Genomic DNA, 22,977 nt, shown 5'->3' with positions numbered 1-22,977 from the left:
CGCCGTGCGGTGTGCTGGCCCTTGGGCCTTACGGGTAGAGGCCGCGGATCTGGTGGGCTTCGGCCACGCGCTGGACGGCGGTGACGGTGGCGGCCTCGCGCAGGCTCAGCCTGCGCTCGGCCGCGGTGGCCACGACCCCGTCCCAGGCCTGGAGCATGCGGGCCTGAAGCCGCTGGTCGACCTCGGCTGCGGTCCACCAGTAGGCGTGGTTGCCCTGGACCCATTCGAAGTAGGAGACGACCACGCCGCCGGCGTTGGCCAGGATGTCCGGGACGACCAGCTTCCCGGCCTCGGTGAAGACCTTGTCCGCGGCGGCGGTGGTGGGCCCGTTGGCGCCCTCGACAATGACCTGCGCCCTGATCCGGTGGGCATTGGCCTCGTTGAGCACGCCCTCCACGGCGGCGGGAATAAGCAGGTCCACGTCCAGTTCCAGCAGTTCGCCGGCCGGCAGCGGCTCGGAGCCGGCAAAGCCGACGACCGAGCCGGTGGCGGCCACGTGCTCCTGTAGCGCCGGAATGTCCAGCCCGGCGCCGTGGTGCACGGCCCCGTACTGGTCCGCCACCGCCGTGACCTTCACCCCGGCCTCGGCCAGGAACCTCGCGGCCCCGGCGCCGACCTTGCCGAAGCCCTGCACGGCCGCCGTCGTCGCCGAAGGCTTCAGCCCGCGGTGGGCCAGGGCAGCCAGGGCGATGGTCACCACGCCCTTGGAGGTGGCCGAGGCCCGGCCCAGGGACCCGCCGACCGAGACCGGCTTGCCGGTGACCACCGCCGGGACGGTGTAGCCGACGTTGACCGAGTAGGTGTCCATCATCCAGGCCATGGTCCGCTCGTCGGTGCCGATGTCCGGGGCCGGGATGTCACGCTCGGGACCGATGATCGGCAGGATCTCACTGGTGTAGCGCCGGGTGACCCGCTCGAGTTCGGCCTGGGAGTAGCGGCGGGGGTCGATGGTGATCCCGCCCTTGGCCCCGCCGTAGGGCAGGTCCAGCAGCGAGCACTTCCAGGTCATCCACATGGCCAGGGCCCGGACCTCGTCCAGGTCCACGTTCGGGGCATAGCGCAGCCCGCCCTTGGCCGGGCCGCGGGAGAAGTTGTGCTGGACCCGGTACCCGGTGAGCACCTCGGTGGTTCCGTCGTCCCGGCGCAGCGGGATCCCCACCGTCAACTCCCGGCGCGGGGTGGCCAGCAGCTTATGCAGCCCCTCCCCGTAGCCGAGCACTCCCACGGCCGCGGCCAGCTGAGCCCTGGCCTCCTCCAGCGGATTCGAAACTTCTGTGGCCGGTGCTTCCCCGGCGGTAAGCAAACTCATGGCGCTCCCTTCATTGCGAGTCTGAGTTCGTGGTCGAACGGAGCCAGCGTAGCCGGGCGGCCCACCTGGTGCCATGTGCATCATTGATATTCCGGAATAGCAAATGTGCAAAGATGTCAGAATGATCACCGTCGAGCAGATCCTGGGCATCCCTCGGCTGATGCTGGAACTGCGCGTGGGCGGAAACCTCCAGGCCCCGGTGCGCTGGGCAGCCGTCAGCGAGCTGCTCGATCCGACCGCCTACCTCACCGGCGGCGAGATCCTGCTGACCACCGGCATCAATGCCCCCCGCGACCGCGCGGCGTGGGATACCTATGTCGGCAGGCTGGCCGGGCGCGGGGTCGTGGCGCTGGGCTTCGCCGTCGAGCTCTTCCATCCCGACGTTCCAGAGGACCTGCTGGCGGCCGCCGAACAGGCCAGGCTGCCGGTCTTCGCCGTGCCGGAGGCGACGCCATTCCTGGACATCATCAAAGCCGTGGCCAATGAGCAGGTGGCCCAGGAGCGATCGGCCGCCGAATCCATGCTGGCCACCCAGCGTGCGCTGACCAAGGCGGCCACCGAGCCGGACGGCAGAGCCGGGGTGATCCGCCGGCTGGCCTCGCTGATCGCGGACAGCCAGGTGGCCATCTTCGGCCCCGACGGCGAACCCGTGCTGCGGACCGACGACGGCGGCATGGACGCCGCCGCCGTCGCCGGCCTCATCCGGCGCATCCGCCCGGCCCGCATGCGCGGGTCGGTGAGCGACTCCGGCCCGGCCGGCAGCACTGTCATCCACCCGCTCGGCCTGCGCAGCATTCCGCACAGCTACCTGGCCGTCGTCTCGCCGCACCCGCTGGACGGGGCGGCCAGGGGTGCCATTACGACGTCGGTGGCGCTGCTGTCGCTGCACACCGAGCGGCTCACCGAGCAGGCGCTGATCCACCGGAAAATCCGTGCCGGCGCCCTGGCCCTGGCGCTCAACGGCGACCTGCGCTCCTGCAACGCGCTGATCTCGATCGCCGGCGAAACCCGCTGGCGCTCCGCCGCCCAGCGGGTGCGCGTGCTGCGCGCCGGCGGCACACCCGAGCAGCTGGAGGAAGCTTCCCGCCTGCTCGAGGGGCTCATCCGGCAGCCGCGGCGCCGGCTGCTGATGGGCGCCGTCGAGCCGGCCGGCGAGGGGACGGCGTTCCTGCAACTGCTGGTCGAGGACAGTCCGGCGCGGATCGAACAGGTGGTTGGCCTGCTGCAGACCTGCGGTGCGCAGACCGGTGTCGGCGGCCGGAAACCTTTCGCCGAGGCCGGCGCCAGCGACGTCGAGGCCAGGGAAGCGCTGGCCCGTGCCGGCGGCAGCGTGCACACGGTGCACTGGGACACCCTGGTCTCCGCCGGCATCGCCCGACTGCTGCCCGAGGACACCGCGCGGGCCTACGCGGCAGAGCTGCTCGGCCCGCTGCAGGCAGCGGATTCGCCCGCCGCACGGCTGCTGCAGACCCTGCAGGCGTTCCTGGCCCACAACGGCAACCGCCGCCGGACCGCCGAGGAGCTGGACATCCACCGCAATACCCTGATCCAGCGGCTGGGCCTGATCGAGCAGTGCCTGGGCAGGTCCCTGGAGGAGCCGCAACTGCGCGCCGACCTGTGGATCGCGCTGCGCATCCTGCAGGGATTGGGGCACTCAGGGGGGCACTCCTGAACAGAAGAAAAGCTTTTCGCAGCCGTGACGCCAAGGCAACAGCTGCGAAACAGGGACCGGACAGGCTGGGGCCATGAGACGCACACCCCGCAGGGAAGCCCCCGCCGAACTGGCCTGTGATGGCTGCGGCCAGGCCCCCGAACCACCCAAGGCCAGGCTGACCGCCGCCAACATCGCGGCCATGCTGCCCATCGAACTGCTGGTGCATGCCGCCGTCGTCCAGGCGCACCTGCCCTACGTGCTCAAGGTCCTGATCCTCACGGTGGCCGCCACCGTGCTGGCCATCTGGGTGGCCGAGCCCTCGGCCACCAAGCTGCTGCGCCGCTGGCTGCATGCACCCCTGCTGAAGCGGCGGCGCCGGATCGAAGCCGCCCCAGCGCTCTGGCGCGTGCGCACCATCGTGCAGGACCGGCCCGGCGCACTGGAGCGGGTGACGCATGCGCTCTCCTGCCTGGATGCGAACATCCTCAGCATCCACGTCCACCCGGTAGCCGACGGGGTCCTGGACGAGCTGGTCCTGGCCACGCCGGCCGGACTGACCGAGCGGGAGCTGCTGCAGGCGCTGGAGGCCGGCAGCGGCCGCAACCCGCGGGCCTGGCGGACGACGCCGGTGGCGCTGGCGGACGGCCAGACCCGGGCACTCGGCCTGGCCGCGCGGGTGGCCGGCGACCCGGCCGAACTGCCGCACGCCGTCGCCACCCTCCTGCGCGCCGTGCACGTCGAGGAGGCCGCCGGATGGCAGCCGCCCGCGGACGGCACGGTGCTCAAACTTCCCTCGGTCCGGCAGGGCGTGCTGCTCTTCTCCCGGCCCGGGGAGCCGTTCACCCCGGCCGAGTCCGCCCGCGCCCACCGGCTGGCCGAACTGGCCGAGGCGATCGAACTCCGGCGCTCCGCGGGCCCGGCCACGGCCGGCTAGCGCGTCACCCCTTCCCCGCTGCTCTTGGCGAAGCTGGCGGCGCTGAGGAACTCGATGCCGCGGAACGGTTCGTCACCCACCACCCGGGCGTCGTGTCCGGCCGGGATGGTGTAGGAGTCGCCGGCCTTGATGGTGGTGCGGGTGCCGTCGGACATTTCGACCTCGATGCTGCCGGAAATGCAGTAGCCGACGTGATTGTTCTGGCAGGATTCGGTGTTGACCACCGGCTTGATGCACTCGGACCATCGCCAGCCCGGCTCGAAGGTGAACCGCCCCAGCGTGTAATCGCCGAGATTGAGGATGTCCACCGCCGTCTTGTCCGGACGGCGCTGCTCGTCAGGGGCGTCGTAGGACTTGACCTGCAGTTGGCTGACCGTGAAGGCAGACATGGCCTTGGCCTCTTTCCACGTGGTTTTTGACTGGACACTTTCCACGTTGCTCCTGCCGGCAGCGGTTGTCGAGGGGGCAGGAAAGGTCAGAGCGGCAGGCCGCCGGTGCCCTTGAGATTGCGCATCACGATGGTCGAATTCAGCTTCTCCACCCCGGGCAGCCCCACCAGCACCTCGTCGTAGAACCGCTGGTAGGACGGCAGGTCCTCGGCAATGACCTTGAGCAGGAAATCCGGCTCGCCGAAGAGCCGCAGGGCCTCGGTGATCCGCGGGATCTCCACCACTGCCGCCTCGAACGGGCCCAGGCTCTGGCGGTCCTTGAGCGTGACGAACACCAGCGCCTCGAAGCCGAGCCCTACCTTGGCCGGATCGATGTCCGCCCGGTAGCCGCGGATCACGCCCGCGGATTCCAGGTCCCGCAGCCGGCGGTGGCACGGGGCCACGGTCAAGCCCACCTCGCCGGCGAGCGCAGTGGCAGTCATTCGCCCGTCGTGCTGCAGCTTGCGCAAAATAGTTCGGTCAATTCCGTCAACCACGCAAAAACCTTACTCCTTAGGGCAGCGTGGGCAGAAAATACAGTGAGCACTTTTCGCGGGGATTTCACTAGCGTTGGCCGTAGCCGCCAATCCCCTCGAGCAGGAGTGCCATGGACGCCCAGTCAATCCTCGGTTTCGCCACCGTCTCCATTGCCTTGGCCTGCACCCCCGGTGCCGACTGGGCCTACTGCATTGCCGCCGGGCTGGGCAAGCACCGGATCGCCCCCGCCGTCGCCGGCCTGTGCGCCGGCTACCTGATGCACACGCTGCTGGTGGTGGCCGGAGTCGCAGCCTTGGTGGCCGGCCGGCCGCAGCTGCTGGCCTGGCTGAGCGTGATCGGCGCCGGCTACCTGCTCTGGCTCGGGGTCGCCACGGCGCGGTCCTGGCGTGCCGCCCGGTTCACCGGGACTCCTGCCGCCGAGGCTCCGGCCACCGTACCGGCCTCACCGGCCCGGGTGCCGGCCATGGCCGGCGCAGCGGCGCAGGGCAGCCTTCCGGCCGGCGCCGCCCTTCCGGCGAACGATGCCCTTCCAGCGGAGCCGGAGGGTACCGGCAGCAGGAACCGGGCGGCAGACCGGCGGAACTTCCTGCGCGGGCTGGGCACCAGCGGCACAAACCCGAAGGCGCTGCTGCTCTACCTGGCCCTGATCCCCCAGTTCATCGGCGCCGGCCCGCTGCCGGTACCGGTACAGACCGGGATCTTCGGGCTGTCCCACCTGCTGGTCTCCGCGGTGGTCTACAGCGGCGTCGCCCTCGGCGCCCGCCGGCTGCTGCGCTCCCGTCCGGCCGCGGCGCGCGTGGTAACCCTGGCCAGCGGGATCATCATGATCGGCCTCGGAGCGGTGCTGCTGGCCGAGCAGCTGCCCGCCCTGCTTTAGGCGTCAAGCAACACCCTGACCTGCGGCGATGCCGGAACCGGATGCCAAAGGCGGGGAGAACGGCAGCCTGCCGGGGACTCAGCCCTGGGAGCGTTCGCGGATCTGGTTGATGATGGCGGAGAAGTCCTTGTCCGCACCGCCTTCCTCAGCGAAGCGGCGATAGATCTCGGCGGCCCTGCTGCCCAATTCCGCCGTAACCCCGGTGGCCTGCAGCGCCTGCAGCGCCAGGCCGAGGTCCTTGGCCATCAGCGCCCCGGCGAAGCCGGGCTGGTAGTCCCGGTTGGCCGGGCTGGCAGGCACCGGTCCGGGCACCGGGCAGTTGGTGGTCAGCGCCCAGCACTGGCCGGATGCGTTGGAAGCGACGTCGAACAGCGTCTGGTGCTCCAGGCCCAGCTTCTCCCCCAAAACAAAGGCCTCGCAGACGGCAATCATGGACACGCCCAGGATCAGGTTGTTGCACACCTTGGCGGCCTGCCCGGCACCGGCAGCGCCGCAGTGCACGATCCGCTTGCCCATCGCCTGCAGGATCGGCTCGGCCTGGGCAAAGTCCGCCTCCGTCCCGCCGGCCATGAAGGTCAGCGTCCCGGCCACGGCCCCGACCACGCCGCCGGAGACCGGGGCATCCAGGCAACGCTGTCCGGCCGTCTCGGCCGCCTGGTGCGCCTGCTTGGCGTCCTCCACGGCAATGGTCGAGCACTCCAGGAACAAGGTTCCCGGCGCCGCGGCGGCGAGTGCTCCGCCGCTGCCGTCCCGGCCGGAGTAGACGTCCAGCACCTGCCGGCCGGTCTGCAGCATGGTGATGACGACGGCAGCGCCTGCCGCCGCGGCTTCGGCGGATCCGGCGGTTTCGACCCCGTTCTGCCGTGCCGCCTCATTGGCCGCCGGGACGACGTCGAACCCGGTGACCTGGTAGCCGGCCTTGACCAGGTTCGCGGCCATCGGGCCGCCCATGTGGCCCAGCCCGATGAAGGCAATGCGTGTGCTCATGACGCTCATCTCCTTACCGTCGATTCCCTGCGGTGGATTGCTCCCGGCTGTGGCTCAGGGGCCGGTCTTTGCCATGGCCAGTCCCAGCTCCCGCGGCCCCAGCCCGGCGAAGAACGCCTCGACCCGCGCCGCGGAGACTTGCTCGAGCACCGGCGGATCCCAGCGGGGCGCGCGGTCCTTGTCGATCACCTGCGCCCGGACACCCTCGGCGAACTCGGCCCCCTCGAGGCAGCGCAGCGCCACCCGGTACTCCTGGTCCAGCACCTCCTCCAGGCTGCCGAGACTGCGCGCCCGGCGCAGCGACGCAAGCGTCACCTTCAGCGCGGTCGGGGACTTGGCCAGCACCTCACCGGCAGCGGCACGCGCGGCCGGGGCAGGATGGGCCTGGAGCCGGCGGACAATCTCCTCGACGGTGTCCGCCGCGTAGCACTGATCAATCCAGTCCCGCTCCGCGGCCAGCGGCGCCGGCGGGACCTCCTCTTCAGCGAACCGGGCGGCTGCCTCTTCCGCCGGCTCCCGCGTGAGCGCTTCGGCGAGCGCAGGCAACTGCCCGCTGGGCACGAAACAGTCCGCCAGGCCCAGGACAATCGCGTCCGGCCCGGAAACCGGGGAGCCGGTGAGCGCCAGATGGGTACCCAGCTCCCCGGGGGCGCGCGAGAGCAGCCAGGTCCCGCCGATATCCGGCACGAAACCGATGCCCACTTCAGGCATGCCCAGCCTGGTCCGCTCGGTCACGATCCGCACCGAACCGTGCGCGGAGACACCCACCCCGCCGCCCAGCACCAGCCCGTCCATAAAGGCCACATACGGTTTGGGATACCCGGCGATCCGCGCGTTCAGCCGGTATTCGTCGGCCCAGAACCTCGCCGTCGCGCTGCCGCCGGCGAGCGCGTCCCGGTAGATGGCCACGATGTCGCCGCCGGCGCACAGGCCGCGCTCGCCGGCGCCGGTCAGCAGGACGGCGCCGACGCCGCCGTCGTTCTCCCAGGCGTCCAGGGCCGCGGACAGCTCCCGGACCATCGCATGGCTCAAGGCATTGATCGCCCGGGGCCGGTTGAGGACGAGGTGCCCGAGGCGGCCCTGCCGCCGGATGAGCACCTCCGGTTCGCTGCTGTCCATGGTTTCCGGGACCTTCCGCCGGCCTGATCTTCCGGAACCATGTCTACCCTGTGCGGGGCGGTTGGTCGAGTGCCCCGGCGTACCGGCTGTGTTCCGGCAGGCTTGCTGCCCGGCCGGGCTTAGGCGTTGACCAGCCCGGACACCTCCGCCAGCAGGTGCACCGAGCGCAGCCGCGCCGCGGCGTCGATGGCCTGGTGCGCGACGATCAGCTCGTCCGCCCCGGCATGGGAGGCAAAACCGTCCAGGTACTCCTTCACGGCAGCGGGCGTACCCACCGCGGTGTAACGCAGCATCCCCGCGATCTGCCGGCCCTGGGGCGAATCCAGCAACAGGTCCGCTTCCGCATCGGTGAGCGAGCGGTCCCGGACCAGGAAACGGGCCACCCGGTGGCGCCGGACCCGCTCGAACTGCGCCTGCGCCTCCTCGTTGCTGTCCGCCGCCACGACGTTGGCCCCGGCGATGACATACGGTTCGGCCAGCTGTTCCGAGGGCCGGAACTCTCGCCGGTAAAGGGCCACGGCATCCTGCAGCGCCTCCGGGGCGAAGTGCGAGGCGAAGGCGTACGGCAGGCCCAGGGCCGCGGCCAGCTGCGCCCCGAACAGGGAGGAGCCCAGGATGTACAGCGGGACGTGGGTGCCCTTGCCCGGCACCGCCTCCACGCCCGGGATCCGGCTCTTGCCGGCCAGGTAGCCCTGCAGTTCCAGCACGTCCTGCGGGAAGGAATCGGCGGACATCGGGTCGCGCCGCAGGGCGCGCAGGGTGGTCTGGTCGCTGCCCGGGGCACGGCCCAGGCCCAGGTCGATCCGGCCCGGGTGCAGCGTCTCCAGCGTGCCGAACTGTTCGGCGATGGTCAGCGGGGAGTGGTTGGGCAGCATGATGCCGCCGGCGCCGAGGCGGATGGACTGCGTGTGCGCGGCGATGTGGGCGATCAGCACGCTGGTGGCCGAGGAGGCGATGGAGGGCATGTTGTGGTGCTCGGCGTACCAGACCCGCCGGTAGCCGGACTGCTCCGCCAGCTGCGCCAGGGCCACGCTGGCCTCGAAGCTTTCCCGCACGGGCTGCCCGTCGGAGACCGGGGCAAGATCCAGGATGGAGAGGGGAACGGACACGCGGGCCAGCCTTTCGTTACGATGGGGCCCGGTTTGGTTGCCCGGGCACACCAGTGACAACGACGGCGCTGGCGGGCTTATTTCGTACCCTGTTGGCACCCCGTCCCCGCCGCTACCGCTTACCGCCCTCCCTGCCCTCACAAGCTCGGGCCGGGGCCCTCGGGCGGTAAGCTGAGCGCATGCGAGTTGCCATTATCGGAGCCACCGGCAATGTCGGAACCGCCTTGCTGCGCCGGATCAAGCAGGCCCGGCGCGAACGCGGCAACGACGTGCAGGTGATCGGCATTGCCCGCCGGCTGCCGGCGGCCTCGGCCGAACCGTACGACGGCGTGGAATGGCACTCGATCGATATCGCCTCCGGCTACTCCCGCGAGAGGCTGGTGGGTGCGCTGCGGGAATGCGACGCCGTCGTCCACCTGGCCTGGGTCCTGCAGCCCAACCACAACGAGCCGTTCATGCGCCGGATCAATGTGGACGGCACCGCGAACGTGCTGGCCGCGGCCGCCGAGGCCGGGGTACGGCACTTCGTCTGCGCCTCGTCGGTCGGCGCCTACAGCCCGGGGCCGAAGGACCGCCCGGTGGACGAGAGCTGGCCGGCCCGCGGGATCGCGACATCGCACTACAGCCGGTGGAAGGGCGAGCAGGAGGAACTGCTGGACGACTTCGAGCGGGACCACCCCTATATCCCGGTGGCCCGGGTACGGCCAGGACTCATCTTCCAGACCGATGCCGGCAGCCAGATCGGCCGCTATTTCCTCGGGCCGCTGGTGCCCAAGTCGTTCCTGAACCGGTTGTGGCTGCCGCTGCTGCCGGTGCCGCGGCAGTTCAAGTTCCAGGTGGTCCACGCCGAGGACATTGCCGACGCCTACTGGCAGATCGTGGACCAGCGCGCCTCGGGAGCCTTCAACGTGGCGGCTGATCCGGTGTTCACCCCGGACCTGCTGGCCGGGATGCTCGGGGCCCGCCGGGTCCTCAACGTCCCGGTGGGGTTGGTGCGCGCCGTCGTCGGCATCACCTGGGCGCTGCGGCTGCAGGCTACGGATCCCGGCTGGATCGACATGGCGAAGAGTGTGCCGGTGATGAGCACCCAGCGGGTGCGGCGGGAACTGGGATGGGTGCCCAGGCACAATTCGCTGCAGGCGCTGCAGGCCGTGCTGGACGGGCTCAGCGCCGGTGACGGCGTCGAGGCGTCGCCCACGCTGCGGCCGCGGTAGCCGCTGCCGCTAGGCTGGTCCTCATGACCAAGGCATCCAACACTGCGGCGATCGAAAAGGCCACCGGCACCGGCTGGGAGAACTGGGTGGAGTTCCTGGACGGGGTCGGCGGCCAGGACCTGCCGCACAAGGAGATCGCGAAGCACGCCCACGAACGGCTGCTGGAAGCGCACCCGAATGCCGGCTGGTGGGCGCAGAGCGTGACCGTGGCCTACGAGCAGCACATCGGGCGCCGGCAGCCCGGGCAGAGCTGCGACGGCGACTTCCAGGTCGGGGTCAGCAAAACCTTCCCCGGCAGCATGGACGAGGCACTGGAGGCCTGGTGCACCCTGGTCGCCGGGCGCGGGGAGTTCTCCGGGGTGCCGCTGGAGAAGGAACCGGCCACCAGTTCAACCGAGAAGTGGCGCTACTGGCGGGCCGCGCTGTCCGACGGCAGCCGGGTGAGCCTGGACATCTACCAGAAGGCCCCGGGCAAGGCCGGCATGGGCATCAACCATACGAAGCTGGATTCGCAGGAGGCCGTGGAACACTGGCGTGCCTACTGGAGGGTGCTGTTCAAGGAGCTTTAGGCGCCGTACCCAATCCGCTCGGTACTGGATTCGAGGTAATCGTTCAGAAGCCAGATGGCTACACCGCGGTTCCGGCAGGCAAACGAGGGCTGCCGGACCGGCCCGGGCGGACACATGATCAGTGTCTATGTCTGGCTGGCAGATAATTCATTGGCGCGATAGGGCCGATCCTCCTAGCGTGGTCTTGGGCCTGCACGGCCTGCACCACCAGCGCGAAAGGACATCCATGCACGGCGACGAGTTCCCGGAGTCCGGCGGGCGGACGGCAGCGGCCTGGCCGCGCTCCGCCGCGGTGATCGGCGCAGCCGGCCTGATCGGTTCAGGGGTGTCCGAACGGCTGGCCGAAAACAGCCAGGCCGGCGACCTGTACATGATCGACCTGAACGAGAACCTCGTGCGGGCGCATGCCATCGACATCGCCGAGACACAGGTCATCGCCGGCAACACCCGGACCCGGCTGCATCCCCGCCGCCCGGAGGACGGAACCGCGGTGGACCTGGTGGTCCTCGCCGCGTCGATCCCCGAGGTCCCCGACGGCGACCGCCGCGACTTCCTGGCGGCAAACCTGCGGCTGCTGGGCACGCTGACACCGATGATCCGGTCCCTGGCCGGCGACAGCGGCATCGTGATGATCCTGTCCAACCCGGTGGACATCCTGGCCGACTGCCTGGCCCAAACTTCCGGCATCGATCCGGCACGGATCTGCGGCTACAGCCTGAATGACACCGTCCGGTTCCGCATGGCCGTGGCCAAGGAACTCGGGGCGGACGTTGGCGACGTCGGCGGGCTGATGCTGGGCGAGCACGGCGGGCACCAGGTCCCGCTGTTCGAGGCGCTGACCGTCAAGGGTGCCCCGGTCCGGCTCGATGCCGGCCAGCAGGCGCGGGTGATGGAGGACGTCAACGGGTGGTTCGCGCGCTGGTCGGCGCTCAAGCCCGGCCGCAGCACGGGCTGGGCCACGCCGGCCGGGGTGTCCAGGATTGTCCAGGCCATGGCCGACGGCTCGGTGCACCCTGCGGCCATCTGGACCGGCGGGCTGGAGGACATGCCGGAGACCTTCATTGCCCTGCCCGCCGTACTCGAGGCCGGACGGTTCGCTGCCCGGCCGGACCTGCTGCCGGCAGGCGCCCGCGACGGGCTGCGCGCGGCCGCCACGTCCGTCGCCGAAGCTGCCCGCGCGGCCCTGGCCGCCATCCGGTAGCGCGGCGCAGCCTCACACTGCTTCGCCGCGCCGCGCCGTCGTCAGGCTTGCCGGGGTGCCTCCGGTTCCCCGGAAACGCCGTCGCCGGTTTCCTCGGTATCTTCCACCGGTTCGGCAAACGGCACAGTGGTCGGCACGGCAACCGCACCGCGGACCGGGCCCGGCCGGCGCTGGCGCAGCGGGTCCCTGCGCAGGTCCACGAAAAGCGCGACGCATAGGCCGATAATGATCAGCACGAACGGGCTCGCCGCCAGGATGGTGAAGGTCTGCAGGGCACGCAGGCCGCCGACGAACAGCAGCACTGCGGCCACGGCTCCGGTAAGCACAGCCCAGAGGATCACCAGCGGCTTCCACGGCTCCTTGCGGCCGCGCGAGGAGAGTGTGCCCAGCACCAGGGAGCCGGCATCGGCCCCGCTGACGAAGAACACAGCCGTCAGGACCATGACCACGAGGGCTGCGCCAACAAAGAACGGATATTGCTGCAGCGCCGCGAAGAAACCGGCCGCTTCGCTGCCCGTTCCGGCGATGTCCACCCCGCCCAGCTGCAGGTGGATGCCTGCCCCGCCGAAAATGCTGAACCAGACCACGCTGACGGCGGTAGGGACCAGCAGCACCCCGAGCACGAACTCCTTAACCGTGCGGCCGCGGGAGATCCTGGCGATGAATGTGCCGACGAACGGGGTCCAGGAGATCCACCAGGCCCAGTAGAAGATGGTCCAGCTGGCCAGCCACTCGCCGCCGCCGAAGACTGCCGAGTGGAAGCTCATTGACAGCAGGTTGCCCAGATAGTCACCGATCGAGGCCGGCACCAAATTCAGGATGAAGATCGTGGGGCCGACCACGAAGACGAAGGTCAGCAGCACCCCGGCCAGGACCATGTTGGTATTGCTCAGCCACTTGATGCCCCGGGAGATTCCGCTGGCGGCGGAGATGACGACGCCGACCGTCAGCACACAGATGATGATGATCGGCGCGGCGGTGGTTGGATTCTCCTCGAACTGCCCCGTCCGCAGCAGCGCGAGGCCGGCAGCGATCTGCAGCGCACCCAGGCCCAGCGAGGTGGCCGAACCGAATTTGGTGCAGATAATGGCCAGGATGTCGATCGGCTTGCCCCAGCCCCGGTCCTCGATCCGCTCGCGGCCGAAAATCGACTGGAAGGGTGCGCTCATCAGGTTGCCCCGGCCCATCCGGTAGGTGGAGTAGGCCAAGGCCAGGCCGACCACGGAATAGATGGCCCAGGGATGCAGCCCCCAGTGAAACAGGGTGTAGGCCATGGCGGCGTTGGCTGCCTCCGCCGTGCCCGGCGCCGCGTCCACGAAGGGTGGCGGCGAAGCCAGATGGGTGACCGGTTCGTAGACACCGAAGAACATCAGCCCGATCCCCATGCCGGCGCTGAACATCATGGCGATCCAGGAGAGCGTGGAGAATTCCGCCTCTTCGCCTTCCTGCGCGAGCGGAATGTTGCCGTACCGGCCGAAGGCCAGCACCAGGGAAAAGACCACGAAGCCGGTGGCGGCCAGAATAAAAAGCCAGCCGAAGGTCCCGGTGACCCAGCCCAGGGCGGCTCCGGCCGCGTTCCCGACAGCGTCGGTGAAGACGACGCCCAGGATGCACACGGCCAGGATAATGGCGCCGGCGATGCCGAACACGGTCTTGTCCACGGTGGCCCAGCCTGCCGCAGCCGGCGCGCTGATGGCGTCTCCCAAACGTGTTTCGGGTGCATGGTCCGGCTGGTCGCTGCTCATGGAATCCTCATTGGCTTATGACCGCTGCGGTGCGGTGGGAATCCGGTATGCGGGAGGCACATCTCGTCGTCGTGAATCGTATCGTTCAGTATAGTGGCAGCCATGGACGGCACCAGCGGATCCGACTTCAGCCGGGGGGACTTCGGCACCACGGTATTCGGCGGCCACGGCGAAATCTCCAAGAACGATGTGCGGGTCCGTGCCTACGACGAGTGCGACGCCGCGAATGCGGCGGTCAGCGTCGCGATGGCCGGAGGCGGCATGCCTGTCCAGCTGACTGCCGTCCTGGTCAGTGTGCAGAACGACCTCTTTGATCTGGCGGCCGACCTGAGCGTTCCCCTGGCCAGCCCGGAGCCCGCGCAGGCCAGGATCATTCCTGCGCATACCGAACGCCTCGAACGAGCGATCGGCCATTTCCGGCAGGAGGTGGAGGGCCTGGCCGGCATGGTCCTGCCCGGCGGGACCATGGCCGCAGCCCTGCTCTACCAGGCCCGCACGGCCGTGCGGCGAGCCGAACGGACGGTCTGGCTGGCCATCGAGCACCACCCCGCCACGGTCAATCCTGAAACCGCCCGCTACCTGAACCGGCTCTCCACCCTGCTGTTCGTACTGTCCCGGCGCGCCAATGCCGAGCACGGGGATGTGGTCTGGGTTCCGGAATCGTCGGTGCGCGCGGTTGCCCCGTCCGAGGACAAGGGCGGCCCGGAGACGGATTAGCGCCGACCTGCGGCCGGTTTGTCCAGCCCGGCCGCACGGAGCATACTGGTACCCCGCCTGATTTTCCCGAGGATTCCCGTGCCCGCACCCCGCGCGATGCGCCCGTTTGCGCACCGCAACTACCGCATCCTGATCGCAGCCCTTGCCATCTCCATCTTCGGCACCGGCATGTGGGCTGTCGCCTTGGTCTACCAGGTCATGGCCCTGGGCGGCGGTCCGGTCGAACTGTCCCTGGTAACCGCCGCCGCCGGTGCCGGCCTGCTCGCCTTCGTCCTGCTCGGCGGGATCGCGGCGGACCGGCTGCCGCGGCGCCGACTGATCATCGCCGTCGAAGCCGTCAACCTGCTCGCCGTCGGCAGCACCGGGGTGCTGGCGCTCACGGGCACGCTGCAGCTGTGGCAATTGGCGGCGGCCGCGTTCCTGCTCGGCGTCGGGGCGGCGTTCTTCTTTCCGGCGTACTCGGCGATCCTGCCCCGGATCCTTCCGGCGGAGGACCTGCTGGCGGCCAACGGCATGGAGGGGACCATGCGGCCGCTGCTGCAGCAGGCCGCCGGCCCCGCCGCGGCGGGCATGGTGGTCGCCGCCTTCTCCCCGGCGGCCGCCATCGGGTGGATCGCCTGCTGCCATCTGACCGCCCTCGGCATCCTGAACCTGCTGGGCCGCGAGCCGGCGGCTGCCTCCAGGGAGATGGGCCCGGACGGCACCTCGGTGCCCGCCAAGCGTTCGGTCCTGGTGGATCTGCGCGAGGGCGTCGCCTACACGGTGAAGACCCCGTGGCTGCTGTGGACGCTGCTGTGGGCCGTGGTGGCCGTGCTGCTGTTCATGGGGCCGATCGAGGTACTGCTGCCGTTCGCCGTACAGGAGCAGCTGGGCGGGGATTCGAGGACCTTCGGCTTCCTGCTGGCCATCTACGGGGCCGGCGGCGCGGCCGGCTCGCTGGTGACCGCCTCGCTGCGGCTGCCCCGCCGCTACCTGACGGTGATGCTGATGCTCTGGGGCCCGGGCTCGCTGCCGCTGGCCGCCGTCGGCCTGACCGGAAGTTTCTGGGTGATGGCCGCCTGCCTGTTCGTGGTCGGGGCCACCGGCGGGACGGGCATGGTCATCTGGGGCACGCTGCTGCAGCGCCGGGTGCCCCCGCACCTGCTCGGCAGGATCTCCAGCCTGGACTTCTTCGTCTCCCTGGCCCTGATGCCGGTGTCGATGGCGGCTGCCGGCCCGCTGGCCGGGCTGGTGCCGATCTGGTCGATCTTCCTGGTGGTCGGGCTGGTCCTGCCGGTACTTTCGGTCCTGGCGCTGGTCCTGGGCCGGATGCGGAAGGACGAACTGGCCCACCCGCTGGAGCGGTCCCTCCCGGCCGAGGTGGCCGGGTAGGGACCGCAGGCGGTTACTGCGAATACTGCTTGCACAGGCGGTTACTGCGAATACTGCTTGCGCAGATCCGCCTTGCGGATTTTGCCGCTGGCGGTGCGGGGCAGGTCCTCGACGATGATGATGCTCTTGGGGATCTTGTAGCGGGCGAGCCGGCCCTGCAGGTGGTTCTGGATGTCTTCGGCCGTGACCTGGTAGCCGTCGCGGACGGTGACGATCGCCCGCGGCACCTCGCCCCACTTCTCATCCGGGACGCCGATGACGGCGGCGCTGCTGACCGCCTCCAGCTCGACGATGATCTGCTCGACCTCGGCCGGGTAGATGTTCTCGCCGCCGGAGATGATCATGTCCTTGAGCCGGTCGGAGATGTAGAGGTAGCCCTCCTCGTCCACATAGCCCATGTCCCCGGACCGGAACCACACGCCGTCGGCATAGCTTTCGGCGGTCGCGTCGGGCCGGTTCCAGTATTCCTTGATCACGTTCGGGCCCATGATCTGGATTTCGCCCACCTGGCCGGCCGGCAGCACCTCCCCGGCCGGATCGGCGATGCGCACATCGGTGAAGAAGTGCGGCAGGCCGGCGGACCCTGCCTTGTCCCGGGACTTGTCCGGGGCCAGGCTGGTGGCCCCGGGCGCGGTCTCGGTCATGCCGTAGCCGCCCGTGAAGGACAGCCCGCGGTTCTCGTAGGCCTCCAGCACGCGCATCGGCACGGCCGAACCGCCGCAGGTGAGCTTGGTCAGGGAGCTGATGTCGGTGCTCTCCCAGTCCGGGTGCTCGCAGAGCATCTGGTAGGTCGTCGGCACCCCGCTGATGCTCGTGGCCCGGTACTTCTCGATCAGGTGCAGCGTGCGGCCGGGCTCGAAGCGCGGCTCCAGGATCACGGTGGCGCCCTTGAGCAGGGCCGGCAGCACGCCCATGCCCAGCGAGGCGACGTGGAACATCGGGGCGATCATCAGGGCGATGTCGCTGCTGACCATGTCGTAGTCGACCAGCACGTTGACGCTGTTCCAGGTCATGTTCCCGTGCGTGAGCAGGGCGCCCTTGGGCCGGCCGGTGGTGCCGGAGGTGTACAGGATCATCGCCGCGTCCTCCAGCGAGACCTCCACGTCCGGGTGGGTGTCCTCGCCGCCGGCAATCACGTCCTCGAACAGCTCGACGGCCACGCCCGGCAGCGGTTCCTGCCCCCCGGCGGCACCGGCATCTTCGACCACCAGGCGGTGCGTCAGCGCGGTGTCCTTCCCGCCCCGGACCGCCAGCGGCTCCAGGGTGCGGGCATGGACCAGGACCCGGCTGCCGGAGTCCTGCAGCGCGAACTGGATTTCCGGCGGGGCCAGCCGGGTGTTCAGCGGCACGAACACCGCCCCCAACGTCCCGCAGGCGAAGAAGGTCTCCAGGAAGGCCGCGTGGTTCTCGCCCAGGTAGGCCACCCGGTCCCCCTTGGCAACGCCGCGGGCGGCAAAGGCGTTGGCCAGCCGGTCCACCCGGCGGGCGAACTCGTCATAGCTGAGCTCGGCCCCGCCGCTGATCAGCGCGGTCTTGCCGGCGGACTTCACCCGGCGACGATGGATCCACGTTCCCACGCCCTGGTTGCGCATCCTCACACATACCCTTCACGATGTCCCCGCTGCGGGGAACTGCATTTGCCTGTCCGGAGCCCGCGTGAGCACAGTCACGTTGGCCAAGACTTACGCTAGAGGCGATTGGTTGAAAAAGTCAATAGTTGTTAAAGATGGGATAAATGGCCGGGCCGGCCGCACAAAGAGGGGAAGGCGAAGCAGCACGCTTCAGCCTCCCCCTCCTGGAGCACGGATGTGGCTGCCGGCCCGGTTCACTCGGGCAGCAGCGCCTGCATGTCCGGCTTCTCCTCGATCAGCCCGTTCTTCAGCGAGATGTCCGCGATCGTCTCGATCGAGTCGGCGTTGACTTCCTGGGCGAACTTGGGCAGGGTCAGGTCCTTGATCACCGACGGGTCCAGCTGGGTGTACTCGGGCAGGATGGCGCGCACCTTGTCCGGGTTCTCCTCGGCGAAAGCCTGGGACTTCTTCATCGCGGTCACGAAGGCCTCGGTGACCTCCGGATTCTGCTGGGCGAACTGCTCGGAGGTGAAGTAGACCGCGACGGTCAGGTCATCCACCGGATGCGCATAGTTGGAGAAGACAGGCACGGCGCCGTCGCCCTTGGCCATGGTCACGAAGGGTTCCACGGCGGCAATGGCATCGACATTGTCCTGCTCCAGCGCCGCGCGCATGTCCGGGAAGGGCATTTCGACGAAGTCGATCTGCTTCGGGTCTCCGCCGGCTTCCTCGACCGCGGCACTGATGGTCGAGTCGCTGATGTTGTTCAGCGTGTTGACCGCGATCTTCTTGCCCACCAGGTCCTTGATTTCCTTGATGCCGCTGTCCGGCTTGACCATGACGGCTGCAAAGTCCGCGTCCTGGTCGCCGGTGGACGAGGAACCGCTGGCCATCATCTTCAGCGGCAGCCCCTTGGACCGGGCGATGATCAGCGAGGTGACGTTGCTGAAGCCGAAGTCCATCTGGCCGTTGGTGATCGCCGGCACGATGGCGGCTCCGCCCTGGGCCTGGGTGAGCTCGACGTCGAGCCCTTCGGCCTCGAAGATGCCCTCCTTGACGCCCAGGTAGATCGGCGCGACATCGACGATCGGGATGACGCCGACGTTGACCGGCGTCAGGCCGGGGCTGCCGCCGGCAGCAGGCTCGGTTTCCCCGCCGGACGGGCTGCCGCCGCCGCAGGCGGTCAGGGCCAGGACGGCCACCAGGCCCAAGGCCGCACTTAGTTTCCTCATGCTTTTGCTCCCTACCGATGGTTGGCATGGACCGCGGCGGGACGCCGCAGCGATGTGTCGCACATCACGCTACCTATGGCCATAGGGAGTGGTCAACGGGCGTCACCGGATCGTGTCCTGGCCGGTTTGGGCAGCCGGACGGCGGCGCAGGATAAGCCTGCGCCGCCGTCGTGGCCTCACTCTTCGTCGAAGGTGTGCGCCAGCACCCAGGACGGGAACGAGCTGATCTTCGCGTCGACCACCAGCGGGGTGGTCCGCTCCCCGGCCAGCCAGTCCCGCACACCCTGCAGGTCCTGTTCGGACCGTACCGTGACCCCGGTGCAGCCGAAGCCTCGGGCGATCGCGGCGATATCGGTCTCGGGGAACACTACGGTGCCCATCTTGTCGGTCTCGTGGATGAAGTGGTGGACCTCCGCTCCGTAGGCGTTGTCGTTGTAGACCACCACCACCAGCGGCAGCTTCAGGCGCACCGCGGTATCCAGCTCGGCCAGGCTCATCATGAACCCGCCGTCGCCGATGCCGGCCACCGCCATGCGGTCCGGGTTGGCCACCGCCGTGCCGATGGCGCAGGAGAGGGCCAGGCCGATGGACTGGAAGGCCAGCGGCAGGCAGTAGCCGCGGGCATCGGGGATCTGGAAAAACATCGCCGGATAGCCGTTGAAGTTGCCGCCGTCGGGCACCACCACGCGCTCCATCGGCAGCATGTCGTTCAGCGCCAGCGTCAGGGTGCGCGGGTCGATGGTGCCGCCGGAGCTGACCGGTTCGAATTCCACGTCCACCCACTGGCTGCCGGCCTTGATCCGGGCCTGCACCTCCTCGGAGCGGTAGCCGGCGGACTGCACGCCGCGGCTGGCGAGTTCGCGCTCCACGGCGGCGGCCACCAGGGCCGAATCGCCGATGACCCCGAACTCCACCGGCCGGTGGAAGCCGATGGCTTCGGGGCTGAGGTCCACCTGGACCACCGTGGCCGAGGGCAGCAGCGAGCCGCTGCGGCTGGTCCAGCGGTTGAGGCTGGCGCCGAAGGCCACGACGACGTCGGCACCCTGGATCAGTTCCGCCGTCGTGTCCGTGGAGAAGCCACCCATCACGTCCAGGTACCAGGGGTTGCCGGTGAAGATTCCGCGGCCCACCGCCGAGGTGGTCAGCAGCGCGCCCGTCCGGTCGGCGAGCGCCTCGATGTCGGCGCGGGCGGCGAGGGCCCCGCGGCCGCCCACCAGCACCGGCCGGCGGGCGCCGGCGAGCAGGTCGGCCAGCCGGGAGACCGCCTCCGGGGAGGGGCCCGGGACCAGGCGCGGGGCGGGGACGGGCACCGCTTCCGGCGTCCACTCGATCTGCTCCTCCTGGACGTCCAGCGGCAGGTTCAGCAGCACCGTGCAGCGCTCGTCGCGGGCCAGCGCAAAGGCCCGCACCGCGTCGGCGACGGCGGTTTCGGCCGAGTGGATGCGCTCCACCTTGGCGCCGAGGGCGGCCACGGCAGCTGCCTGGTCGATCCAGAAGTTGGAGGTCTTCTGCGTGGGTGGGGTGTCGCCGGAGAGCACCAGCATCGGGGTGCGGCTCTTGGCCGCCTCGCCGATGCCGGTCATGGCATTGGTCAGCCCGCAGCCCTGGTGCACGCTGACCGCCGACACCCGGCCGGTGCTGCGCGAGTAGGCGTCCGCCATGCAGGCCGCACCCATTTCGTGCCGTGCGGCGGTGAACTTCACGCCGGCGTCGATCAGGGCGTTGGTGACGTGGAAGTTCCCGCTTCCGGTCACCCCGAACACATGCGCCAGGCCCAGCTGCGCCAGGGTGCGGCCGACGGCTTCGGCTACTCTCATTGTTCGATTTCCTTTCGCATGGCTCAATTTCCTTCGGCGGGGAGCAGGGCGTCCAGGTCCGGGGCCTTCTTGATGGTTTCGTACTTGAGGGCCGCCTCGCCGAGCCTTTGGGCGGCGTCGCGGTGGAACTCAGGGGTGAAGCGGGGCAGCGTGATCTTCGCCAGCAGTTCCTTGTCCGTCTTGGTGTAGGTCCCGATGATTTCGCGGACCTCCTCCGGGTGCTCCTGGGCGTACTGCATGGACTTGGTCATCGCGGCGTCGAACTTCTGAACCAGCTCCGGCTTTTGCTCGATGGCCTGCGCGGTGGCGAAGTAGCCGCCGATGTCCAGGTCCGGGTGCGTCTGGGCGTACGGCCAGGCGACGGCCCGGGCTCCGCTTTCCAGGGCCGGGGTCAGGAACGGCTCCAGGATCAGCGCGGCGTCGACCTGTCCGTTCTCGACGGCGGCGAGCGCATCCGGGAACGCGACCTCCACGAAGGTCAGCGAGGAACCGTCCCCGCCGGCCTCGTCCACGGCGGCGCGGATGGTGGTGTCGCCGATGTTGGCCAGGTTGTTCGAGGACACCGTCTTGCCCTCCAGGTCGGTCACGGACCGGATGTCCGAATCCGCGGCCACGACGACGGCGGCGAAGTCCTTGCCGACCTCGCCGGTCGTCGTCGTGCCGTTGGTGACGTACTTCAGGTCCAGCCCCTGGTCCCGGGCGACCATCAGGGAAACCATGTTGCCGAAGGCAAAGTCGAAGCTGCCGCTGACCACGCCGGGGACGGCGACGGCACCGCCGGTGGTGCTCTCGATGGCCAGGTCCAGGCCTTCCTCCTCGAAGAAGCCCTTGGCCTTGCCCAGGTGCAGCGGTGCGACGTCGCCGATCGGGATGGCGCCGACGGTGACTTCGGTCAGGCCGGCCTGGGTTCCGGGGCTTTCCGCGGGGGCGGTGGTGCCCGAGCCGCAGGCTGCCAGCAACAGAACGGAGGCGGCGGAGGCGAGGGCTGTGGCGAGGCGGTTCATCATGCACTTCCTTGTGTTGAGTTCCCTTCCCCTGCAGTCTAGGAACATCGAAGGCATGCGGCTACTGAATATTCTCTCTAGCCTGAATAGATGCGCCTAATGAAGGCTTAACGGAGGGCGTCGAGCACCGTCCGCTGGAACCAAGCCAGGGCCGGGGATTCGCGTTCCGCGGTCCGCAGGTGCAGCGTCACCTCCAGCGCGGGCACCTCGAACGGCAGCTCCGCCGTCTTCAGCGGCCACTTCTGCAGCCAGCCGCGGGCCATGCTCTCCGGCGCGATGGCCACGAGGTTGCATTCGGAGACGATGTGCGGCAGGACCGCGAAATGGTGGACGGTGACCGTGGCCCGGCGGACGATGCCGAGGGAATCCATCACTGTTTCCGGCAGCTGGTGCCCGGTGGTCCTGGCGACGATCGCGTGGCCGGCTTCGGCGAACTGCTCCAGCGTGATCGCGCCGTTGCTAAGCGGGTAGTCGGCGCGCAGCAGGCAGACGTACTTCTCGGCCTTGAGCAGCGTGCTGTTGAAGGCGCCGCGGATCGGCCAGGAGGCGATCGCGGCGTCCACGCTCCCCTTGGTCAGCCACTCGGCGAGCAGTTCGATCTCCATCGGCACGACGTCGATCTCCACCAGCGGCGCTTCCCGGGAGACCCGCTTGAGGATCTGCGGCAGGAACCCGAGTTCGCCCAGGTCCGACAGCGCCAGCCGGAACCGGTGCGTGGAGGTGGCCGGATCGAAGCTGCGCACGCTGTCCACGGCCAAATCGATCCGGCCGACGGACTCCTTGAAGACCGGGTACAGCTCAACGGCCAGCGGGGTGGGCTCCATCCGGCCGCCGCCGCGGACGAAGAGGTCGTCGGCGAGTTCGCGGCGCAGCCGCGAGAGCGCGTGGCTGACCGAGGGCTGGGTGACGAACATGGCCTGGGCCGTGCGGGTAAGGCTGCCGGTCTCGTAGACGGAGATGAAGGTCCGCAGCAGGTTCAGGTCCAACGTCAGAGCCTCCGGCCGGATGGATGGTGTCTATGGTCATATGAAACCATGCGCGCCGACTTCTCCCCCGCAAACTTGAGTTCCCGGAACTTCTGCCGGCCCGGATCCCGAGTTGACGGGGCGGATACGGCCCTTTTCAGGCCTGAGAAGGGCGCTTTCTACGTCGTCAACGGGGAGGGGCGCTACCTTTTGCGGCCGAAGAGGAAGTAGGCAGAGGCGAGCGTGCAGCCGGCGCCCCGCACAGGGACTCTCCTGACCCGCCGAGGGCCGCAGAGCATAATGGGCCCATGACCATTATCAAGATCAATGCCATTACCGTTCCCGCCGACTCCGGCGACGAGCTCGCCAAGCGCTTCGCCGCCCGCGCCGGTGCGGTGGACAACCAGGACGGCTTCGAGGGCTTCGAGCTGCTGCAGCCCACGGACGACCGCAACACCTGGCTGGTGGTGACCCGCTGGCGCGACGAGGAGTCCTTCGAGGCGTGGCAGAAGTCCCGGGCCTTCGCCCAGGGCCACGCGCAGGAATCCGGCGGGGCGCCGGCGCAGAAACCGGTGGGCATGTCCTCCGAGCTCTGGAGCTACAAGATCGCCGGCGGCAGCACCGGCAACGCGGGCTAGCCCGAAGGACTTCGGTAC

Annotated in this window: 21 protein-coding genes; 9 read left to right on the top strand and 12 right to left on the bottom strand. The window is 69.4% G+C overall.

All coding sequences use genetic code 11. From position 1 onward, the window contains the following. Window positions 1-28 precede the first annotated feature (28 nt). Window positions 29-1,309: a Glu/Leu/Phe/Val family dehydrogenase gene (locus HGG74_RS09310; RefSeq protein WP_168486079.1), complete on the bottom strand. Its 1,281-nt coding sequence runs from the start codon at window positions 1,307-1,309 to the stop codon at window positions 29-31. Window positions 1,310-1,430: 121 nt separating this feature from the next. On the opposite strand from HGG74_RS09310, the gene HGG74_RS09305 reads away from it, so the two are divergent. Next, window positions 1,431-2,981 carry a PucR family transcriptional regulator gene (locus tag HGG74_RS09305; RefSeq protein WP_168486078.1) on the top strand — a complete coding sequence of 517 codons (1,551 nt, stop codon included), beginning with the start codon at window positions 1,431-1,433 and terminating at the stop codon, window positions 2,979-2,981. A gap of 73 nt (window positions 2,982-3,054) precedes the next feature. Then, the gene (locus HGG74_RS09300) at window positions 3,055-3,897 is read left to right on the top strand and encodes an amino acid-binding protein (RefSeq protein ID WP_168486077.1); all 843 of its coding nucleotides are present in this window, start codon (window positions 3,055-3,057) and stop codon (window positions 3,895-3,897) included. Here the strand turns inward: HGG74_RS09300 and HGG74_RS09295 are convergent. Both HGG74_RS09295 and HGG74_RS09290 read right to left on the bottom strand, forming a co-directional pair. Further along, window positions 3,894-4,286: a cupin domain-containing protein gene (locus HGG74_RS09295; RefSeq protein ID WP_168486076.1), complete on the bottom strand. Its 393-nt coding sequence runs from the start codon at window positions 4,284-4,286 to the stop codon at window positions 3,894-3,896. The two genes, HGG74_RS09300 and HGG74_RS09295, sit on opposite strands and share 4 nt — an antisense overlap. An 86-nt stretch (window positions 4,287-4,372) precedes the next feature. Continuing rightward, window positions 4,373-4,822, bottom strand: coding sequence for an Lrp/AsnC family transcriptional regulator (locus HGG74_RS09290; RefSeq protein WP_168486075.1), 450 nt, complete (start codon window positions 4,820-4,822; stop codon window positions 4,373-4,375). Window positions 4,823-4,932: 110 nt separating this feature from the next. Between HGG74_RS09290 and HGG74_RS09285 the strand changes: the two genes are divergently transcribed. Then, complete coding sequence (locus HGG74_RS09285) at window positions 4,933-5,700, top strand: LysE family translocator (protein ID WP_168486074.1); 768 nt, start codon at window positions 4,933-4,935, stop codon at window positions 5,698-5,700. Between the two features lie 78 nt (window positions 5,701-5,778). Here HGG74_RS09285 and mmsB read toward each other — a convergent pair whose 3' ends face one another. From mmsB to HGG74_RS09270, 3 genes are all read right to left on the bottom strand, one after another. Further along, window positions 5,779-6,687 (bottom strand): 3-hydroxyisobutyrate dehydrogenase, encoded by a 909-nt coding sequence (gene mmsB, locus HGG74_RS09280; protein WP_168486073.1) that lies wholly within the window; start codon window positions 6,685-6,687, stop codon window positions 5,779-5,781. A 54-nt stretch (window positions 6,688-6,741) separates the two neighbouring features. Then, window positions 6,742-7,806, bottom strand: coding sequence for an enoyl-CoA hydratase/isomerase family protein (locus HGG74_RS09275; RefSeq protein WP_168486072.1), 1,065 nt, complete (start codon window positions 7,804-7,806; stop codon window positions 6,742-6,744). Window positions 7,807-7,925: 119 nt separating this feature from the next. Next, window positions 7,926-8,915 (bottom strand): LLM class flavin-dependent oxidoreductase, encoded by a 990-nt coding sequence (locus HGG74_RS09270; protein ID WP_168486071.1) that lies wholly within the window; start codon window positions 8,913-8,915, stop codon window positions 7,926-7,928. A gap of 179 nt (window positions 8,916-9,094) precedes the next feature. On the opposite strand from HGG74_RS09270, the gene HGG74_RS09265 reads away from it, so the two are divergent. From HGG74_RS09265 to HGG74_RS09255, 3 genes are all read left to right on the top strand, one after another. After that, window positions 9,095-10,129 carry an NAD-dependent epimerase/dehydratase family protein gene (locus HGG74_RS09265; protein ID WP_168486070.1) on the top strand — a complete coding sequence of 345 codons (1,035 nt, stop codon included), beginning with the start codon at window positions 9,095-9,097 and terminating at the stop codon, window positions 10,127-10,129. A 23-nt stretch (window positions 10,130-10,152) separates the two neighbouring features. After that, the gene (locus HGG74_RS09260; protein WP_168486069.1) at window positions 10,153-10,698 is read left to right on the top strand and encodes a hypothetical protein; all 546 of its coding nucleotides are present in this window, start codon (window positions 10,153-10,155) and stop codon (window positions 10,696-10,698) included. A 178-nt stretch (window positions 10,699-10,876) separates the two neighbouring features. After that, complete coding sequence (locus tag HGG74_RS09255) at window positions 10,877-11,899, top strand: lactate/malate family dehydrogenase (RefSeq protein WP_168486068.1); 1,023 nt, start codon at window positions 10,877-10,879, stop codon at window positions 11,897-11,899. 41 nt (window positions 11,900-11,940) lie between these two features. On the opposite strand, the gene HGG74_RS09250 is transcribed toward HGG74_RS09255, so the two are convergent. Next, window positions 11,941-13,644 carry a BCCT family transporter gene (locus HGG74_RS09250; RefSeq protein WP_168486067.1) on the bottom strand — a complete coding sequence of 568 codons (1,704 nt, stop codon included), beginning with the start codon at window positions 13,642-13,644 and terminating at the stop codon, window positions 11,941-11,943. A 102-nt stretch (window positions 13,645-13,746) separates the two neighbouring features. Here HGG74_RS09250 and HGG74_RS09245 point away from each other — a divergent pair, with 102 nt between their 5' ends. Together HGG74_RS09245 and HGG74_RS09240 are read left to right on the top strand one after the other, a co-directional pair. Continuing rightward, window positions 13,747-14,361, top strand: a complete 615-nt coding sequence (locus HGG74_RS09245; protein WP_168486066.1) for a cob(I)yrinic acid a,c-diamide adenosyltransferase — start codon at window positions 13,747-13,749, stop codon at window positions 14,359-14,361. Between the two features lie 57 nt (window positions 14,362-14,418). After that, window positions 14,419-15,732: an MFS transporter gene (locus tag HGG74_RS09240; protein ID WP_446680204.1), complete on the top strand. Its 1,314-nt coding sequence runs from the start codon at window positions 14,419-14,421 to the stop codon at window positions 15,730-15,732. A gap of 41 nt (window positions 15,733-15,773) precedes the next feature. Here HGG74_RS09240 and HGG74_RS09235 read toward each other — a convergent pair whose 3' ends face one another. The 5 genes from HGG74_RS09235 to HGG74_RS09215 form a co-directional block, all read right to left on the bottom strand. Beyond that, a complete protein-coding gene (locus HGG74_RS09235) occupies window positions 15,774-17,324 on the bottom strand; it encodes an acyl-CoA synthetase (protein ID WP_168486177.1) in 1,551 nt (516 codons plus the stop codon). Window positions 17,325-17,557: 233 nt separating this feature from the next. Then, window positions 17,558-18,535, bottom strand: coding sequence for an ABC transporter substrate-binding protein (locus HGG74_RS09230; RefSeq protein ID WP_168486064.1), 978 nt, complete (start codon window positions 18,533-18,535; stop codon window positions 17,558-17,560). A gap of 176 nt (window positions 18,536-18,711) precedes the next feature. Then, on the bottom strand, window positions 18,712-20,352 hold the full coding sequence (locus HGG74_RS09225) for a thiamine pyrophosphate-binding protein (protein WP_168486063.1): 1,641 nt from the start codon (window positions 20,350-20,352) through the stop codon (window positions 18,712-18,714). Between the two features lie 23 nt (window positions 20,353-20,375). Continuing rightward, on the bottom strand, window positions 20,376-21,359 hold the full coding sequence (locus HGG74_RS09220) for an ABC transporter substrate-binding protein (RefSeq protein WP_312856798.1): 984 nt from the start codon (window positions 21,357-21,359) through the stop codon (window positions 20,376-20,378). Window positions 21,360-21,463: 104 nt separating this feature from the next. Then, window positions 21,464-22,342, bottom strand: a complete 879-nt coding sequence (locus HGG74_RS09215) for a LysR family transcriptional regulator (protein ID WP_168486061.1) — start codon at window positions 22,340-22,342, stop codon at window positions 21,464-21,466. Window positions 22,343-22,629: 287 nt separating this feature from the next. Here HGG74_RS09215 and HGG74_RS09210 point away from each other — a divergent pair, with 287 nt between their 5' ends. After that, the gene (locus tag HGG74_RS09210) at window positions 22,630-22,959 is read left to right on the top strand and encodes an antibiotic biosynthesis monooxygenase family protein (protein ID WP_168486060.1); all 330 of its coding nucleotides are present in this window, start codon (window positions 22,630-22,632) and stop codon (window positions 22,957-22,959) included. Window positions 22,960-22,977 lie beyond the last annotated feature (18 nt).

Source organism: Arthrobacter mobilis (genome assembly GCF_012395835.1).
GTDB lineage: Bacteria > Actinomycetota > Actinomycetes > Actinomycetales > Micrococcaceae > Crystallibacter > Crystallibacter mobilis.
The sequence above is the reverse complement of the archived record's forward strand: the minus strand, read 5'-3'. Positions and strand labels throughout refer to the sequence as shown.

Coding starts and splice junctions, on each gene's coding strand:
- HGG74_RS09310 (WP_168486079.1), bottom strand. CDS start 1,309: ATGAGTTTGCTTACCGCCGGGGAAGCACCGGCCACAGAAGTTTCGAAT.
- HGG74_RS09305 (WP_168486078.1), top strand. CDS start 1,431: ATGATCACCGTCGAGCAGATCCTGGGCATCCCTCGGCTGATGCTGGAA.
- HGG74_RS09300 (WP_168486077.1), top strand. CDS start 3,055: ATGAGACGCACACCCCGCAGGGAAGCCCCCGCCGAACTGGCCTGTGAT.
- HGG74_RS09295 (WP_168486076.1), bottom strand. CDS start 4,286: ATGTCTGCCTTCACGGTCAGCCAACTGCAGGTCAAGTCCTACGACGCC.
- HGG74_RS09285 (WP_168486074.1), top strand. CDS start 4,933: ATGGACGCCCAGTCAATCCTCGGTTTCGCCACCGTCTCCATTGCCTTG.
- mmsB (WP_168486073.1), bottom strand. CDS start 6,687: ATGAGCACACGCATTGCCTTCATCGGGCTGGGCCACATGGGCGGCCCG.
- HGG74_RS09275 (WP_168486072.1), bottom strand. CDS start 7,806: ATGGACAGCAGCGAACCGGAGGTGCTCATCCGGCGGCAGGGCCGCCTC.
- HGG74_RS09265 (WP_168486070.1), top strand. CDS start 9,095: ATGCGAGTTGCCATTATCGGAGCCACCGGCAATGTCGGAACCGCCTTG.
- HGG74_RS09260 (WP_168486069.1), top strand. CDS start 10,153: ATGACCAAGGCATCCAACACTGCGGCGATCGAAAAGGCCACCGGCACC.
- HGG74_RS09250 (WP_168486067.1), bottom strand. CDS start 13,644: ATGAGCAGCGACCAGCCGGACCATGCACCCGAAACACGTTTGGGAGAC.
- HGG74_RS09245 (WP_168486066.1), top strand. CDS start 13,747: ATGGACGGCACCAGCGGATCCGACTTCAGCCGGGGGGACTTCGGCACC.
- HGG74_RS09235 (WP_168486177.1), bottom strand. CDS start 17,324: ATGCGCAACCAGGGCGTGGGAACGTGGATCCATCGTCGCCGGGTGAAG.
- HGG74_RS09230 (WP_168486064.1), bottom strand. CDS start 18,535: ATGAGGAAACTAAGTGCGGCCTTGGGCCTGGTGGCCGTCCTGGCCCTG.
- HGG74_RS09225 (WP_168486063.1), bottom strand. CDS start 20,352: ATGAGAGTAGCCGAAGCCGTCGGCCGCACCCTGGCGCAGCTGGGCCTG.
- HGG74_RS09220 (WP_312856798.1), bottom strand. CDS start 21,359: ATGATGAACCGCCTCGCCACAGCCCTCGCCTCCGCCGCCTCCGTTCTG.
- HGG74_RS09210 (WP_168486060.1), top strand. CDS start 22,630: ATGACCATTATCAAGATCAATGCCATTACCGTTCCCGCCGACTCCGGC.